The 15,853-nt window shown below is 61.5% G+C and carries 13 protein-coding genes; 2 read left to right on the top strand and 11 right to left on the bottom strand.

Annotation, left to right across the window (positions count from 1 at the left end):
• Positions 1-126: 126 nt before the first annotated feature.
• The 7 genes from KGB14_RS18770 to KGB14_RS18740 form a co-directional block, all read right to left on the bottom strand.
• Positions 127-684, bottom strand: coding sequence for a phosphonate degradation HD-domain oxygenase (locus KGB14_RS18770; protein WP_223488234.1), 558 nt, complete (start codon positions 682-684; stop codon positions 127-129).
• Complete coding sequence (locus KGB14_RS18765) at positions 684-1,817, bottom strand: TIGR03364 family FAD-dependent oxidoreductase (RefSeq protein WP_223488233.1); 1,134 nt, start codon at positions 1,815-1,817, stop codon at positions 684-686. The genes KGB14_RS18770 and KGB14_RS18765 overlap by 1 nt, the downstream gene beginning before the upstream one ends.
• A 116-nt stretch (positions 1,818-1,933) precedes the next feature.
• The gene (locus KGB14_RS18760) at positions 1,934-2,959 is read right to left on the bottom strand and encodes a putative 2-aminoethylphosphonate ABC transporter substrate-binding protein (RefSeq protein ID WP_123719723.1); all 1,026 of its coding nucleotides are present in this window, start codon (positions 2,957-2,959) and stop codon (positions 1,934-1,936) included.
• Between the two features lie 38 nt (positions 2,960-2,997).
• Complete coding sequence (locus KGB14_RS18755; RefSeq protein WP_223488232.1) at positions 2,998-4,722, bottom strand: putative 2-aminoethylphosphonate ABC transporter permease subunit; 1,725 nt, start codon at positions 4,720-4,722, stop codon at positions 2,998-3,000.
• A complete protein-coding gene (locus KGB14_RS18750; protein WP_223488231.1) occupies positions 4,722-5,798 on the bottom strand; it encodes a putative 2-aminoethylphosphonate ABC transporter ATP-binding protein in 1,077 nt (358 codons plus the stop codon). The genes KGB14_RS18755 and KGB14_RS18750 overlap by 1 nt, the downstream gene beginning before the upstream one ends.
• 232 nt (positions 5,799-6,030) lie before the next feature.
• Positions 6,031-6,894 (bottom strand): LysR family transcriptional regulator, encoded by an 864-nt coding sequence (locus KGB14_RS18745; RefSeq protein WP_223488230.1) that lies wholly within the window; start codon positions 6,892-6,894, stop codon positions 6,031-6,033.
• 16 nt (positions 6,895-6,910) lie between these two features.
• Entirely contained in the window at positions 6,911-9,217 is a 2,307-nt protein-coding gene (locus tag KGB14_RS18740) for a heavy metal translocating P-type ATPase (protein ID WP_223488229.1), read from the bottom strand.
• A gap of 84 nt (positions 9,218-9,301) precedes the next feature.
• Here KGB14_RS18740 and cadR point away from each other — a divergent pair, with 84 nt between their 5' ends.
• The gene (gene cadR / locus KGB14_RS18735; RefSeq protein ID WP_223488228.1) at positions 9,302-9,751 is read left to right on the top strand and encodes a Cd(II)/Pb(II)-responsive transcriptional regulator; all 450 of its coding nucleotides are present in this window, start codon (positions 9,302-9,304) and stop codon (positions 9,749-9,751) included.
• A gap of 92 nt (positions 9,752-9,843) precedes the next feature.
• Here cadR and KGB14_RS18730 read toward each other — a convergent pair whose 3' ends face one another.
• From KGB14_RS18730 to KGB14_RS18720, 3 genes are all read right to left on the bottom strand, one after another.
• Positions 9,844-10,815 carry a thymidylate synthase gene (locus KGB14_RS18730; protein ID WP_223488227.1) on the bottom strand — a complete coding sequence of 324 codons (972 nt, stop codon included), beginning with the start codon at positions 10,813-10,815 and terminating at the stop codon, positions 9,844-9,846.
• A 64-nt stretch (positions 10,816-10,879) separates the two neighbouring features.
• A complete protein-coding gene (gene lgt / locus KGB14_RS18725; RefSeq protein ID WP_223488226.1) occupies positions 10,880-11,692 on the bottom strand; it encodes a prolipoprotein diacylglyceryl transferase in 813 nt (270 codons plus the stop codon).
• A gap of 81 nt (positions 11,693-11,773) precedes the next feature.
• Complete coding sequence (locus KGB14_RS18720) at positions 11,774-12,556, bottom strand: sulfite exporter TauE/SafE family protein (RefSeq protein ID WP_223488225.1); 783 nt, start codon at positions 12,554-12,556, stop codon at positions 11,774-11,776.
• Between the two features lie 133 nt (positions 12,557-12,689).
• Between KGB14_RS18720 and KGB14_RS18715 the strand changes: the two genes are divergently transcribed.
• A complete protein-coding gene (locus tag KGB14_RS18715; protein WP_223488224.1) occupies positions 12,690-13,436 on the top strand; it encodes an NRDE family protein in 747 nt (248 codons plus the stop codon).
• A 132-nt stretch (positions 13,437-13,568) separates the two neighbouring features.
• On the opposite strand, the gene ptsP is transcribed toward KGB14_RS18715, so the two are convergent.
• A complete protein-coding gene (ptsP, locus tag KGB14_RS18710) occupies positions 13,569-15,848 on the bottom strand; it encodes a phosphoenolpyruvate--protein phosphotransferase (RefSeq protein ID WP_223488223.1) in 2,280 nt (759 codons plus the stop codon).
• Between the last annotated feature and the right edge of the window lie 5 nt (positions 15,849-15,853).

The raw sequence follows: 15,853 nt of genomic DNA, 5'->3' as shown, positions 1-15,853 counted from the left end.
GAATAATTGTGGTGTTTGGATTGGCCCCATCGCGAGCAGGCTCGCTCCCACAGGGGATTAGCGTCGTTTACAGATCCAATGTGGGAGCGAGCCTGCTCGCGATGGCAGCCACTCGGTTCCGAGGCCCTACGCGGCCAACAGCCGCAACGCCTTCTCCTTCAAGATGCCCAGATCAATCACCGGCACCCACATCTCCTTGGCCAACTCATCCCACTGACGCATCCGCAAACTGACGATACACAACGGATCCTGCTCGAACGCCTCAGCCTCGACAGCTGTCATCACCCCGCCCTGATACTCAAGCGTCCGCCGACTGGCTTCGCTCAAGCGCTCGTAGTACCCGGGCTCTTTGAGTGTCAGATAACGCTTGGCTTGAACGTGGTACTCCACCAGCCGCGCCAGGCGTTCGCTGAAGCCGGCGCGACGCAAATAATCTGCGCCCAGGCGCTCATGGCTGACCACGCCAAACCCGCCCATGCTCTCGGCACTCTCGCTACACAGGTGCCCGATGTCATGAAAGAACGCCGCCAGCACCACCTCGTCATCGAAACCCTCGGCCATCGCCAATTGGGCCGCTTGTGACATGTGCTCGATCTGCGACACCGGTTCGCCTATGTAGTCGTTGTCGCCAAAACGCTCGTACAGACCGAACACCCCGGCGATCACTTGCGCATGGCCGTCCATCAACCGTCTCCCAATAAAGCCGCGACGTTACGTTCAGCCATCGCCGGCCCGACGCTCATGCCGACACCGGTGTGCATCAGCGCCATGCTCACACCCGGCATCGGACGCAGAAAGGAGAACGGCCCCGGCCCGCGTGAACCGTAAACGCCCTGCCAGCGTTCGACCACTTGCACCTTGCAGCCCAACGTCTGCTCGGCCAGTTCAATCATCCAGTCGTCCACCTGCTCGGCATTGAACGGTGATGGATCGCTGCCGTAATGGTGGGAATCGCCGATGATCAACTCACCATAAGGGGTCGGGCTGATCAGCAAGTGAATGCCGTTTTCATGCAGATGGGGTGCATCGCGCAGAATTTGCGCCTGTACCGCGGCGGCTTCCGGCAAATCGGCGAAGGCGCCGTAATGCACACAACTCAGACCGGTGAGCAGCGCATGTTGCAGGTTGAGGTTGATCTGCGGGCGAGCGCGGAGCATTTGCAGACGGCAGATTTGCAGGTTGAGTTCGGCAATCGGCTCGGCCAGCAGCGTCTGATAATCGTGGCCGGAGCAGACGATGATTTGCTCCGCGCTGAAGGTGCCGGCGGTGCTGTGCAAGCGGCCCGGCTCGATGTCGCGCACCAGCGTGGAAAAGTGAAACTCGACGCCCAACTCGCGGCGCAGGTAATCGATCAACGCCGGAATCGCTTCGCGGGAATACAGCTGCTGGTCGTCCATGCCGTGCAACGCGGCGCGGTGATGGCTGAACTGGCCGCCGTATAAATCACGCAATGCTGCACCGCGCAGCAATTCGACGCGGTAACCGTGCGCCATGGCGCGACCGGCGCAGAAGGCTTCCAGCAGGTGTTCTTCCGCTTCGGTGCGGGCGAACAGGTACGAGCCGTTGCGCTTGAGTTGCAGGCCCGCCAGTTGTGCCCATTGACCCCAGATGTCGCGGCTGGCCTTGGCCAGTTCAAGCATCGGGCCGGGTGGCTGGCCGGTGACCAGTGCCTGGCCGAAGTTGCGCACCGAGGCGCCGAGTGGCGTTTCGCTGCGCTCGAAGACTTTGACCTTGAGGCCGCGTCTGGCGGCGGCATAGGCGTGGGACAGGCCGAGAATGCCGGCGCCGACGATCAGCATGTCGTTGTGGTGTGTCATGGGGTTTTGCCTTGAATTTAAGACCGCTATCGCGAGCAGGCTCGCTCCCACAGGGGAACGCATTCCAATGTGGGAGCGAGCCTGCTCGCGATGGGGCCCTGTCAGCCTACGAAGATTTACTTGGCAGCCACTTTCTCGGACTTGCCGTCATAACGCTTGCGCCATTCGGTGAGGATCTCGTCGCGATTCTTCGAGGCCCAGGCAAAGTCGTTCTTGATCAGGCGTTGCTCATAATCAGCCGGCAGTTCGGTCTGTGGCTTGGCGATACCCGGTTGCGCGAGCACCGCGAAGTTCTCTTTATAAAGCTCCATTGCCGCCGGGCTTGCAGAGAAGTCAGCCAGCTTCTTCGCCGCGTCTTCGTGCGGTGTGCCTTTGATCACGGCGGTGGCTTCGATCTCCCAGCCCAGGCCTTCTTTCGGCAGGATGATGTCCAGCGGCGCGCCCTGGCGCTTCAACTGAACGGCCGGGTACTCAAAGGAAATACCGATCGGGAATTCCCCGGCGGCGGCGAGTTTGCACGGCTTGGAACCGGAGTGAACGTACTGGCCGATGTTCTGGTGCAGGTCGTCCATGTACTGCCAGCCCTGCTTCTCGCCGAAGGTCTGCAGCCAGGCGCTGACGTCGAGAAAACCGGTGCCGGACGAGGCCGGGTTAGGCATGACGATTTTGCCTTTGTACTCAGGCTTGGTCAGGTCCTGCCAGCTCACGGGTTTGCTCAAACCCTGCTTTTCGGCCTCGACCGTGTTGAAGCAAATGGTCGCTGCCCAGACGTCCATGCCAACCCAGGCCGGTGGGTTTGCCGCGTCACGATAGTTGCCGCCGATCTTGCCCAGGTCCTTCGGCGCGTAGCTTTGCAGCATGCCTTGCTGATCGAGAATCGCCAGGCTCGACGCCGCCAGGCCCCACACCGCGTCAGCTTGCGGGCGGGCTTTTTCGGCCAGCAGTTTGGCGGTGATGATGCCGGTGGAATCACGCACCCACTTGATCTCGACGTCAGGATTGGCCTTTTCGAAGGCCTCTTTGTAGGTCTTCAGTTGTTCGGCTTCGAGGGCGGTGTACACCGTCAACTCGGTTTTCGCCGCAAAGGCGTTCAGGCTGAAAGCGGTGAGGACAGCAGCGGCCAGGGCCAAAGGCTTGAACATGATCGTTTCCTGTTTGAGTTGAGGTGTGTGGGGGCAAATCAATGGCCGGGCGCGGTCTGCCGCCAGGCCTGGGAGCGTCGCAACAAACCGCGCGAAGCCCAGGCCAGCAGCAGGGACACGCCCGCCGAAGTGAACAGAATCAGGGTCGACATCGCCGCCGCGCCGCCGACATTGCCGGCGTCGTCCATGTTCAGCACCGCCACCGCCGCGAGGAGGGTGTCGGGGCTGTAGAGGAAGATCGCCGCCGAGACGGTGGTCATGGCCGAGACGAACAGGTAGCGCACGATATCCAGCAACGCCGGCAGGCAGATCGGCACGGTGACCCGCAGGTAATGCCGGTACAGCGGCGCCTTGAGCGACAGCGCGGCGGCTTCGAACTCGGCATCGAGTTGGCGCAGCGCGGTGGTGGCGGTCATTTGTGCGGTGGTCAGATAGTGAGCAATGGTGCAGACCACCAGCAGGGTCATGGTCCCGTAGAGCACATGCAGCGGATTGCCGGTGAGGTTGAAGAAGAAAACGTAACCCAGGCCCAGCACCAGACCCGGCACCGCCATCGGTACGAAACTGAGCATGCGCAGTGTCAGATTCAGCCCACGCTGGCCCTTGGTTTTTTCCATCAGGTAGGCACCGGTGAAGATCAGCACACTGCCGATCAACGCCGTACACAACGCCATCTTCACGCTGTTGCCGTAGGCCAGCCAACCGCCGCCCGCCGTGTCGTTGAACTGGTAATGGCTGAGCGACAGCGACAGGTTGTACGGCCAGAATTTCACCAGCGATGAGTACACCGCCATGCCGAACACCAGCAGCAATACCGCGCAGATCAGCAGCACGATCGCCAGGTAGCAGCCGTCGCGCAGTTTCGACGGTGCCGGTTTGAAGACTTGTGCCCGACCGCTCATGGAGTCGCCATGACGCCGACGCAACCAGGCGTCGACACCGAAGCTGAACAGCGCCGGCAGCAGCAAGACCATGCCGATCAGCGCGCCGCGACCGAATTGTTGCTGGCCGACCACGGCTTTGTAGGCTTCCAGTGCCAGCACTTGATAGTCGCCACCGACCACCACGGGCACGCCGAAGTCGGTGATGGTCAGGGTGAATACGAGGCAGAACGCCGCGAACACCGCCTGACGGGTCGCCGGCCAGGTGATGCTGCGAAAGGCTTTCGCCGGACTCGCGCCCATGCTGGAGGCGGCATCGAACAGTCGCGCATCCGCCAGGGACAGCGCCGACAGCAAAATCATCAAGGCGTGTGGGAAGGTGTAGATGACCTCGCCCAGAACAATGCCCCAGAAGCCGTAGATGTTGTCCGAGAGCAAACCGCGCAGCATGCCCTGATTGCCGAACAGATAAACCAGCGCAATCCCCGGCAGCATCGACGGCGCCATCAGCGGCAACAGCGACATACCGCGCCAGATGCCTTTACCGGGAATCAACGTACGTTGCAGAGCGTAGGCAAACAGATAGGCCAGCGGTACGACGATGGCCGCGACGCTAAGGGACACTTTCAGGCTATTACTCAGCAGCCAATGAAAATTGGCGCTGGTCACCAGCTCACGGGCGGCAACAAGCCCCCCACCCTGTCCCGCTTCCGAGCTGAAGCCACGCCAGAAGATCGCCAGCAACGGCATCAACACCGCGACGCCGAGCAACACCAGCAACAGAACCTTGCCGCCGACCACGAACAGCCGATCGCCGATCTCGACACGGGAGGTCTGCCGAACCTGCTTGTGCGGTATCGGCAGCGCGACATTCGCGCTCATCAGGCAAACACCTGCAGGCTGCGCGGCGGCAAGGCGACCATGATCTGTTGGGCGCCGAGACGCGGCATGGCTTCCGGCGCCAGTTCCGCCAGCAATGCATGACCCGGCAGTTGATCGAGTTCGAAGCTCATGCGGCAGCGGTTGCCGAGAAAAGTGATCTCGCGAACCTTGGCCGGGAACAGATTCTCTTCATGCACCGGCGGGTTGACGTTGATCGCCTCGGGGCGGCAGAACAAACGGCCCGAGGCCGTTTTGGCACTGCCTTCGGCCAGGCGCATGTTCATCCCGCCAACCTGCGCATGGCTGTCGCTGCTGCGGTGGAACGGCAACCAGTTGCCCTGACCGACGAACTCCGCGACAAACGGTGTGGCCGGGCGGTCGTAGATTTCCTGTGGCGTGGCGTACTGCTCGACCTTGCCGTTGTTCATCACGGCGATGCGGTCGGCCATCAGCATGGCTTCGTCCTGATTGTGGGTGACCATCAGGGTGGTGACGCCGAGGTTGCGCTGCAATTGGCGCAGTTCGGTGCATAGATGCTCACGGACCCGGGCGTCGAGCGCCGACATGGGTTCGTCCAACAGCAACAAGGACGGCGCCGGAGCCAGGGCGCGAGCCAGTGCGACCCGTTGCTGCTGACCGCCGGATAACTGGCCGGGGTACTTTTTCTCACTGCCGGTCAGGCCGACCAGTTCCAGCATCTGACCGACACGCCGGCGCACTTCATCGCGACCACTGCCGGCGAGGCCGTAGGCAATGTTCGCCTCGACGCTGAGATTGGGGAACAGTGCGTAGGACTGGAAGAGAATGCCGTAGTCCCGTGCCTGAGGTGCCAGGTGGGAAACGTCGCGATCGCCCAGGTACAACTCGCCGCTGTCTTGTTTCTCAAGGCCGGCGATGCAGCGCAGCAAGGTGGTTTTGCCACAGCCCGACGGCCCCAACAGACACACCAATTCACCGGCCGCCACGTCGAGGGAAACGTTATCCAGCGCGGTAAATGCGCCGAAGCGTTTCTGCACACCGCGCACTTTCATCGGCGCGCCGGGGTTGGTCAGGGCAGTTGCAGTCGAGTGGTTCATGGACAGGCCTCATCAAGCAGATGAGGGTCATCCTAGGTTTGTAATGCGTCCGTCATGTGGCAGCGAGGCAAAAACGGCCGATAGTGGTATTCGGGGATTTTGGTTGGGGGTTCAGGTTCTGTGTTGTTTGATCTGGCGTCATCGCGGGCAAGCCTCGCTCCTACAGGGGAATGCGATCAACCTGTAGGAGCGAGGCTTGCCCGCGAAGAGGCCATCAGCATCGCCACACGTCTCAGGCCGGAGCCATTTCCTGCGCCAACCCCAGAAACGCCGCCGGCAGCCGCGCCCCTTTTCGCTCCTTGAGGCAGTACAGATACTCAGGAATCTGCGGCGCATTCTCGATAGTCAGCACCCGCAATTGCGGATCATGCGGCACTTCCTGCCGGGCAATGATGCTGATACCGATGTTGCGCAACACCGCCTCACGAATCGACTCGCGGCTGCCAATCTCCAGCAACGGCCCGAAACTCACCCCGGCGCTGGCCAACAGCTCTTCGGTCAAGCGCCGAGTGGTCGAGCCCGGCTCACGCATCAATAAGGTATGCCCCGCCAACGCGCTCAGCGGCACGTGATCGTGCACGGCCAACGGATGATGACGATGCACCGCCAGCACCAGCGGATCGCTGCCGAGCACCCGGCGGATCAGCCGCGCATCGTCCAGCAACTGCGAGGACGCGGCGACATCGACCCGGTAATCCTCCAGCGCTTCGAGCACCTGTTGGGAGTTGCCGATCTCCACCGACACCTCCACCTGCGGCAAGCGTTCGCGAAAGGTCTTCACCAGATCGAGGATGTAATACGGCGCCGTGGCGGCGATGCGCAACGTACCCTGGACCTGACCGCTGTTACGCAGGAAAAACTCGATGTCGGCTTCCTGCTGCAACAGCGCCTTGACCATCGGCAACAACCGCGCGCCTTCGTCGCTGACGCTGAGGCGGCGACCGCCACGGTAGAACAGCTCAACCGAGTACTGGCTTTCCAGATGCCGAATCTGGGTCGTCACCGTGGGTTGGCTCAGGCCGAGTTTTTTCGCCGCCAGGGTAATGCTGCCCAGCCGGGCAACCATGTAAAACGCCTTCAGCTCGGCACTCAGCACACCCTTTCCCCATCGTCTATTTACGCAACAGGCGCAAACCGTTGAACACCACCAACAGGCTCACGCCCATGTCGGCGAACACCGCCATCCACATGGTGGCGAGCCCGGCAAAGGTTACCCCAAGAAAGATCGCTTTGATGACCAATGCGAGGGCAATGTTCTGTTTGAGGATGCTCGAGGTCTGCCGCGACAGGCGGATGAAAGCCGGGATCTTGCGCAGATCGTCGTCCATCAGGGCGACATCGGCGGTTTCGATCGCGGTATCGGTACCGGCCGCCGCCATGGCGAAACCGATCTCGGCCCGTGCCAGTGCCGGGGCGTCGTTGATGCCGTCGCCGACCATCCCGACCCGATGGCCCTGGGCATACAGTTTTTCGATGGCTTGCAGCTTCTCGGTCGGCAACAGATCGCCCTGCGCCTGATCGATGCCCACATGGGCGGCGATGACCTGAGCGGTATGGACGTTGTCGCCGGTCAGCATCAGGGTTTTGATGCCCAACTCATGCAACTGCTGGATTGCTTCGCGACTGGATGCTTTCACTGTGTCCGCGACGGCAAACAATGCCAAGGGACCCGATTTGTCGAGCAACAGAACCACGGACTTGCCCTGTTTCTCCAGAGCGAACAGTTTCTCTTCCAGCGCTGGAGAACACAGGCCCAAATCTTCCACCAGGCGGTGGTTACCCAAGTGGTAGACCTCACCGTTGATCTCGCCGCGCACACCCCGACCCGCCAGGGCTTCGAAGTTATCCACAATCAGCGGCGCGCGCGGGCTATCCACAACGGCATCCACAGCCGCATTGGCGATGGCCAGCGATACCGGGTGATCCGAACGGCCGGCCAGCGCCGCCGCAATGGCCGGGGCTGTTTCATCCGCGGTCGGGTCGAGGGACAGATAGTCGGTCTGCGCCGGTTTGCCGTGAGTGAGGGTGCCAGTCTTGTCGAGGGCCAGGTAATCGAGTTTGTGGCCGTGCTCCAGGTAGACGCCGCCCTTGACCAGAATCCCTTTGCGCGCCGCTGCCGCGAGGCCGCTGACGATGGTCACCGGGGTGGAAATCACCAATGCGCACGGGCAGGCGACCACCAGCAACACCAGCGCCCGGTAAATCCAGTCGAACCACAATGCATCCATGAACAGCGGTGGAATCACCGCCACGGCCAGGGCCAGAATGAACACCGCCGGGGTGTAGATTTTCGAGAAGGCGTCGACGAAACGCTGGGTCGGCGCCCGCGCCCCTTGGGCCTGTTCCACGGCATGAATGATGCGCGCCAGGGTTGAGTGGCTGGCCTCGGCAGTCACGGTGTATTCCAGCGAGCCGGACTGATTGATGGTGCCGGCGAACACCTTGTCGCCGACGGTTTTCTCTACCGGCAGGCTTTCGCCAGTGATCGGCGCCTGATCGATGGTCGAGTTGCCGGACAGCACCTCGCCGTCCAGACCGATCCGCTCGCCGGGACGCACCCGCACCCGCGCACCCAGTTCGATATTTTTAACCGGTTGCACGAGCCAATTGCCGTCGGCCTGCTGCACCGTGGCTTGCTCGGGGGTCATCTGCATCAGCCCGCCGATGGCGTTGCGTGCCCGGTCCAGGGACTTGGCTTCAATCAACTCGGCCACGGTGAACAGGAACATCACCATCGCCGCTTCCGGCCATTGACCGATCAGGATCGCACCGGTCACCGCGATGCTCATCAGCGCATTGATGTTCAGGTTGAGGTTCTTCAGGGCGATCCAGCCCTTTTTGTACGTGCTGAGGCCACCGCTGAGGATCGAGATCAGCGCGATAATTGCCACCGCCCAGTTTGGCGCCGCATTGGTGAAGTGGATAACTTCAGCCGCCAGCGCACCAACGCCGGACAGCGCCAATGGCCACCAAGGTTTTTTCTCTGGCACAGGAGTTGGCGCTTCGACGCCTTGTTCCAGTGGCTCAGCGTGCATGCCGAGGGACTTGATCGCGTCGATGATCGGCATGGTGCTTGGCAGGTCATGGGTCACGCCCAATACCCGATTGATCAGGTTGAATTCCAGTTGCTGCACACCCGAAAGCTTCCCGAGTTTGTTCTGGATCAGCGTCTGCTCGGTCGGGCAGTCCATCGCCTCGATGCGGAAACTGCTCAGCCGCGCGCCGGCGGTCGGCGTCTCGCTCAACTTGATCAGCGATGGCGCCGCGGCTTTGGAGGAACAGCAGGAATCGCCGTGACTGCCATGGTCATGGCTTCCGTGGCCATGCTGGGGCACGGGCTGCAGCTTGTGGCTGTGATCGTGATCGTGATCGTGATCGTGATCAGCCTCGGGTTTGTGGGTGTGAAGAGAATCGCTCATTGGTCGCGTCCATGAAGGTGCCTGTTGCCAAGTAAAGACCCTGTAGCCACTATAGGGTCAAGCACCCTTTTGGAGATTGTCGCGATGAAAATCGGAGAACTGGCGAAACTCACCGACTGCGCCGTGGAAACCATCCGCTACTACGAGCGCGAAAACCTGCTGCCGGAGCCGGCCCGCAGCGACGGCAATTACCGCGTCTACACCCAGGCCCACGCCGAACGCCTGACTTTCATCCGCAATTGCCGAACCCTCGACATGACCCTCGAGGAAATCCGCAGCCTGCTGGCCCTGCGCGACAGCCCGCAGGATCAATGTGAAAACGTCAACGCGTTGATCGACGAACACATCCGCCATGTGAAGGCACGGATCGACGGTTTGCTCGCCTTGCAGACACAACTGCTCGACCTGCGCCAACGCTGCAGCGAAGGGCCGGATATCGATCAGTGCGGGATTTTGCAGCGGCTGGAAGTGAGCGGCGGGGTGGTGGCGACGGAGGTTGAGCATTCCCATGTCGGGAGAAGTCATGGGCATTGAGGACGCATTCGCGGGCAAGCCTCGCTCCTACAGGTTCACTCGATACTGTAGGAGCGAGGCTTGCCCGCGAACACCGCGAAGCGGTGCCTGAATCAGACCGCCATCGGCGCGGTCATCGGTGCGTGGTGCTCATAGCCTTCCAGCGAGAAATCGCTCGGCTCGATCTGCTCCAGCCACTCAGGCTGATAAACACCGGTCTTGGCAAACTCCGGCACGCGGTCGGAAATCACCAGTTTCGGCATCGGGAACGGCTCGCGCTTGAGCTGTTCGTTGAGCATGTCCAGGTGGTTTTCGTAGACGTGGGCATCGCCGATGAAATAGGTGAACCAACGCGGTGTGTAACCGGTCAGGCGACCGATCAGGCTCAGCAGCGCGGCGCCTTCGGTGAGGTTGAACGGCGTACCCAGGCCCAGATCATTGGAGCGGATGTAGAGGGTCAAAGAAATCTCTTTGGTCTCGACATTCGGGTGGAACTGGTACAGCAAGTGGCACGGCGGCAGGGCCATTTCGTCGAGCTGGGCGACGTTCCAGCCGTGGAACAGAATGCGACGGCTGCCCGGGTCCTTGATGATGGTGTCGACGCACTGGCGGATCTGGTCGATCGCCTTGTACAGCACCACGTAGGCCTGGCCGTCTTCTTCGCCTTCGGCAATCTGACGATAACCCTGGCTCAGCGTCTGCTCGATGGCGGCCTGGTTGCTGACCGGGATCTGTTTGTACGCCGGCCATTTGCGCCATTGCACGCCGTAGATCTCGCCGAGGTCGTCTTCACCCTGACGGAACGGGTTGGCCAGCCATTGGGCGTTTTCGTTGGCGTTCTGGTCCCAGACCTTGCAACCCAACGCACGGAATTCAGCGGCGTTGTTCACCCCCCGCAGAAAACCGCACATCTCGCCGATGGCGGATTTGAAGGCCATCTTGCGAGTGGTGATCGCCGGGAAACCTTCCTGCAGATCGAAGCGCAGCATTGCGCCCGGAAAGCTGATGGTGTTCACGCCCGTGCGATTGGCCTGTTTGGTGCCGTTCTTGATGACGTGGGCGACCAGTTCGAGATATTGCTTCATGAATTACCTGTGTCCTTGAACCCGGGACTGTCGCCCCGGGGTTCGAATTTTTAGCGCCTGCTTCTTACACAGCAGCTGCGGGGGCCGCCGGGGCGCGTCGATAAGCCAGCCAGATCAGGAACAGCCCGCCGACGATCATCGGTACGCACAGCACCTGGCCCATGGTCAGCCAGTTCCAGGCCAGATAGCCCAGTTGCGCGTCCGGTACCCGAACGAATTCGACGATGAAGCGGAAGATGCCATAGAACAGCGCGAACATCCCGGACACCGCCATGGTCGGCCGCGGCTTGCGCGAGAACAGCCAGAGGATCGCGAACAGGGCCACGCCTTCCAGTGCGAACTGGTACAGCTGCGACGGATGACGCGGCAACTGCGACGGGTCGCTGAACGGTGGGAAGATCATCGCCCACGGCACGTCGGTCGGCTTGCCCCACAATTCGGCGTTGATGAAGTTACCGATGCGCCCGGCACCCAGGCCGATCGGCACCATCGGCGCGACGAAGTCCATCAGCTGGAAGAACGACTTGTTGTTCTTTTTACCGAACCACAACGCCGCGAGCATCACGCCGATGAAGCCGCCGTGGAACGACATGCCGCCCTTCCACACTTCGAAGATCAGCATCGGGTTGGCCAGGTAAGCGCTCAGATCGTAAAACAGCACATAACCCAAGCGGCCGCCGACGATGACACCCATCGACATCCAGAACACCATGTCGGAGAGTTTCTCCTTGGTCCAGGTCGGGTCGAAGCGGTTCAGCCGACGGGACGCCAGCAGCCAAGCGCCGCCGATGCCGACCAGGTACATCAGGCCGTACCAGTGGATTTTCAGCGGACCGATGGCCAGGGCCACCGGGTCGATCTGCGGGTAAGGCAGCATTGCGACTCCTCGTTAAAGTTGAAACCTTCAAAATTCCCGGGCGACGCTGCCACCTCAGGATTAAGCCAGGATTGCGCTACGTCAGAGCAAGAAGTTCAAGCCGACGCAAAACAGCAAAGCGGCAAACAGTCTTTTCAGCAAGCGCGGCGATAACGTGTGGGCCAGTCGCGCACCTAAGCGGGCGAAGACCATGCTGGTCAGGGCGATCCCCAACAGCGCCGGCAAATACACAAAACCGAGACTATGGGCCGGCAGCAGTGGATCGTGCCAGCCCAGAATCATGAAACTTAATGCACTTGCCAAGGCGATGGGCAGGCCACAGGCCGACGACGTGGCCACCGCTTGCTGCATCGGCACACTGCGCCAGGTGAGGAACGGCACGGTCAACGAGCCGCCGCCGATGCCGAAAATCGCCGAGGCCCAGCCAATCACACTGCCGGCCACGGTCAGACCGACTTTACCGGGCACCGTTCGGCTGGCCTTGGGTTTGAAGTCCAAAGCGAGTTGAACAGCGATGATCAGCGCGAATACGCCGATGATCTTCTGCAAATGCGGCCCGGAGATCGCCTCGGCAGTCAGCGCGCCGAAACCGGCACCGATCAGAATGCCGACGGTCATCCAGGCAAAAATCGGCCAACGCACGGCGCCGCGGCGATGGTGCTCGCGGACCGCATTGACCGAGGTAAAAATGATCGTCGCCAAGGAGGTGCCGACCGCCAGGTGCGTCAGGATCGATGCATCAAATCCCTGCAAGGTGAAACTGAACACCAGCACCGGGACGATGATGATCCCGCCGCCTACCCCGAACAGCCCGGCCAGCACGCCCGCACAGGCGCCCAGCGCCAGATAGAGCAGAAATTCCATGGCCGCACCCCAAGCATCCCAAAACAGGAGCGGCATGGTAACGGATGCATGGCCTCGGGCTCCACTGTGGATGGCGATGGATCGATGAGCGATGTCTGCGTAGAGTGAGCAAAAAACACACAAGGACCACCTTATGTGCCTGATTGTTTTTGCCTGGCGGCCGGGTCACGCCCAGCCGCTGATCGTGGCGGCCAACCGCGACGAATTCTATGCCCGACCCAGTCTGCCCCTGGCGCAATGGCCGCATGCCCCACAGGTGTATGCCGGTCGCGACCTTGAGGCCGGCGGTACGTGGCTCGGTGTCGGCGCCAACAGGCGCTTCGCGGCACTGACCAACATTCGTGATCCCCTTCAGCCACCGGCGCGCAAATCGCGGGGTGAACTGGTGGCGCACTTTCTCAGCGGGGATATGTCGATTGGCGACTATTTTAGCGACGTTATTGCACGTTCGCCGGAATACGCCGGGTTTAACCTGCTGATCGGTGATGCCAATGAGCTATGGCACTTTAATGCCCGGGAGACGGAGGCAGTCATGCTCAACCCAGGGGTTTATGGGTTATCGAACGCGGGGCTGGATACGCCGTGGCCAAAAGTGCTCAAGGCCAAGGCAGCGTTGAGCGAGGTATTGGGTGATCCGCAGCCGCAGGCGCTGCTGGCCTTGCTCAGCGACCCGCAGACGGCGCCGCTTGTCGAGCTACCGGACACTGGCGTGGGACAGGCCACCGAGACGTTGCTGTCGAGCGTATTTATCAAGAGCCCGACTTATGGGACGCGGGCGAGCACGGCGTTGATCGTTCAGGCGGATGGGGCGCGGCATATGGTCGAACGGAGTTTCGGGCCGTATGGGGGGCATCTTGGAGAAGTAGAGGTCAGGATTTAGATCGGTATCGTCAGAACTGACCCCATCGCGAGCAGGCTCGCTCCCACATTGGATTTTCTGTGAACACAGATTTTGTGCACGACAGAAATCAACTGTGGGAGCGAGCCTGCTCGCGATGGGGCCAGTGCAGGCTTAGAGGGTTTTGACCGAAGCCGGATTAATCATCCGCGCCAACCCAAGGTTCTTCAGCGCCAACTGCAGCGAGCTGTGGATAACTTGCGGGTTGTCGATGGTCATCAGCTCCGCGAGCAATTCCTTGGCCTTGCTCAGGTTGATCTGACGCAGCATCCACTTCACTTTCGGCAAGTTGGTGGCGTTCATCGACAGGCTGTCGAAGCCCATCGCCATCAACAGCACTGCCGCTGCCGGGTCACCGGCCATTTCGCCGCAGATACTCACGGGCTTGCCTTCGGCATGCGCGTCGCGCACCACGTTCTGCAAGGCTTGCAACACGGCCGGATGCAGATAGTCGTAGAGGTCGGCCACCCGTGGGTTGTTGCGGTCCACGGCCAGCAGGTACTGGGTCAGGTCATTGGAGCCGACCGACAGGAAGTCCACTTGCCGCGCCAGTTCCTTGGTCTGATACACCGCCGCCGGAATCTCGATCATCACGCCAACCGGCGGCATCGGCACGTCGGTGCCTTCGTCGCGGACTTCGCCCCAGGCCCGATGGATCAGGTGCAGGGCCTCTTCCAGTTCGTGAGTACCGGAAATCATCGGCAGCAGAATGCGCAGGTTGTTCAGGCCTTCGCTGGCCTTGAGCATGGCGCGGGTCTGCACCAGAAAGATTTCCGGGTGGTCAAGGGTCACGCGGATGCCGCGCCAGCCGAGGAACGGGTTGTCTTCCTTGATCGGGAAGTACGACAGCGACTTGTCGCCGCCGATGTCCAGGCTACGCATGGTCACCGGTTGCGGATGGAACGCGGCGAGTTGCTCGCGATAGATCGCCAACTGCTCTTTTTCGCTCGGGAAGCGCTGGTTGATCATGAACGGCACTTCGGTGCGATACAGACCCACACCCTCGGCACCGCGCTTCTGCGCCCGCGCCACGTCCGCCAGCAGGCCAGTGTTGACCCACAGCGGCATGCGGTGACCGTCGACCGTCACACACGGCAAGTCCCGCAATGCATCCAGCCCCAGGGCCAGTTGCTTCTCTTCCTCGACCACATCGGCGAACTGCTTGCGCAGCACGTCACTCGGGTTGGTGTAGACCTCGCCGTGGTAGCCGTCGACGATCATCTGGATGCCATCGACCTTGGAATACGGCAGGTCGACCAGGCCCATCACTGTCGGGATGCCCATGGCGCGCGCCAGGATCGCCACGTGGGAGTTGCCGGAACCGAGTACCGACACCAGACCGACCAGCTTGCCTTCCGGCACCTCGCCGAGCATGGCCGGCGTCAGTTCTTCGCTGACCAGAATGGTGTTGTCGGGGTAGACCAGGGTCTGCTGGCGCTCTTCCTGCAAGTAGGCGAGCAAGCGCCGACCGAGGTCCTTGACGTCCGAGGCGCGCTCACGCAGGTAGGCGTCGTCCATCAATTCGAAACGGTTGACGTGTTCGGTGACCACCTGACGCAACGCGCCCTGGGCCCACTGACCGGTCTTGATCACGGTGGTGATTTCGCTGCCGAGCGAGGCATCGTCGAGCATCATCAGGTAAACGTCGAACAGCGCCCGTTCTTCAGGCCGCAGCTGGGTCGCCAACTTGGCGGACAAGGCCCGCATGTCGGCGCGCACGCCTTCGATGGCGGTCTTGAACAGACCAAGTTCCGCGTCGATGTCGACGATGGTCTTGTCCGGCACCACATCCAGATCGGCCGGCGGCAGCATGACGACCGCGGTCCCGACCGCCGCGCCCGGCGAACCCGGTACGCCGACGAACTTTGCTTCCTGGATACCTTTGCCCTGACGGCCCAGGCCACGGATCGAACCGGTGGCCTCGGCGTGGGCGATAACACCGGCGAGCTGCGCGCTCATGGTCACGAGGAAGGCTTCTTCACCTTCATCGAACTGGCGGCGTTCTTTTTGCTGAATGACCAACACGCCGACAACGCGACGGTGGTGAATGATCGGCGCCCCGAGGAACGAGGCGTAGCGTTCTTCACCGGTCTCGGCGAAGTAACGGTAGCGCGGGTGATCCGCGGCGTTTTCGAGGTTCAGGGGTTCTTCACGCGTGCCGACCAGGCCGACCAGACCTTCGTTGGGTGCCATGCTGACTTTGCCGATCGAGCGCTTGTTCAAGCCCTCGGTGGCCATCAGCACGAAGCGGTTGGTCTCTGGATCAAGCAGGTAGACCGAGCAGACCTGGCTGCCCATGGCCTCTTTGACGCGCAACACAATAATCCCCAACGCCGCCTTGAGATCCTTGGCGGAGTTAACTTCCTGGACGATCTTGCGCAGCGTATTGAGCATGGCTC

Origin of the sequence: Pseudomonas sp. A-RE-19 (genome assembly GCF_019956555.1) — a bacterium.
Lineage (GTDB): Bacteria > Pseudomonadota > Gammaproteobacteria > Pseudomonadales > Pseudomonadaceae > Aquipseudomonas.
This window is presented reverse-complemented; position numbering and strand designations above follow the sequence as displayed.

Coding starts and splice junctions, on each gene's coding strand:
- KGB14_RS18770 (WP_223488234.1), bottom strand. CDS start 684: ATGGACGGCCATGCGCAAGTGATCGCCGGGGTGTTCGGTCTGTACGAG.
- KGB14_RS18765 (WP_223488233.1), bottom strand. CDS start 1,817: ATGACACACCACAACGACATGCTGATCGTCGGCGCCGGCATTCTCGGC.
- KGB14_RS18760 (WP_123719723.1), bottom strand. CDS start 2,959: ATGTTCAAGCCTTTGGCCCTGGCCGCTGCTGTCCTCACCGCTTTCAGC.
- KGB14_RS18755 (WP_223488232.1), bottom strand. CDS start 4,722: ATGAGCGCGAATGTCGCGCTGCCGATACCGCACAAGCAGGTTCGGCAG.
- KGB14_RS18750 (WP_223488231.1), bottom strand. CDS start 5,798: ATGAACCACTCGACTGCAACTGCCCTGACCAACCCCGGCGCGCCGATG.
- KGB14_RS18740 (WP_223488229.1), bottom strand. CDS start 9,217: ATGAGCGATTCTCTTCACACCCACAAACCCGAGGCTGATCACGATCAC.
- cadR (WP_223488228.1), top strand. CDS start 9,302: ATGAAAATCGGAGAACTGGCGAAACTCACCGACTGCGCCGTGGAAACC.
- KGB14_RS18730 (WP_223488227.1), bottom strand. CDS start 10,815: ATGAAGCAATATCTCGAACTGGTCGCCCACGTCATCAAGAACGGCACC.
- lgt (WP_223488226.1), bottom strand. CDS start 11,692: ATGCTGCCTTACCCGCAGATCGACCCGGTGGCCCTGGCCATCGGTCCG.
- KGB14_RS18720 (WP_223488225.1), bottom strand. CDS start 12,556: ATGGAATTTCTGCTCTATCTGGCGCTGGGCGCCTGTGCGGGCGTGCTG.
- KGB14_RS18715 (WP_223488224.1), top strand. CDS start 12,690: ATGTGCCTGATTGTTTTTGCCTGGCGGCCGGGTCACGCCCAGCCGCTG.
- ptsP (WP_223488223.1), bottom strand. CDS start 15,848: ATGCTCAATACGCTGCGCAAGATCGTCCAGGAAGTTAACTCCGCCAAG.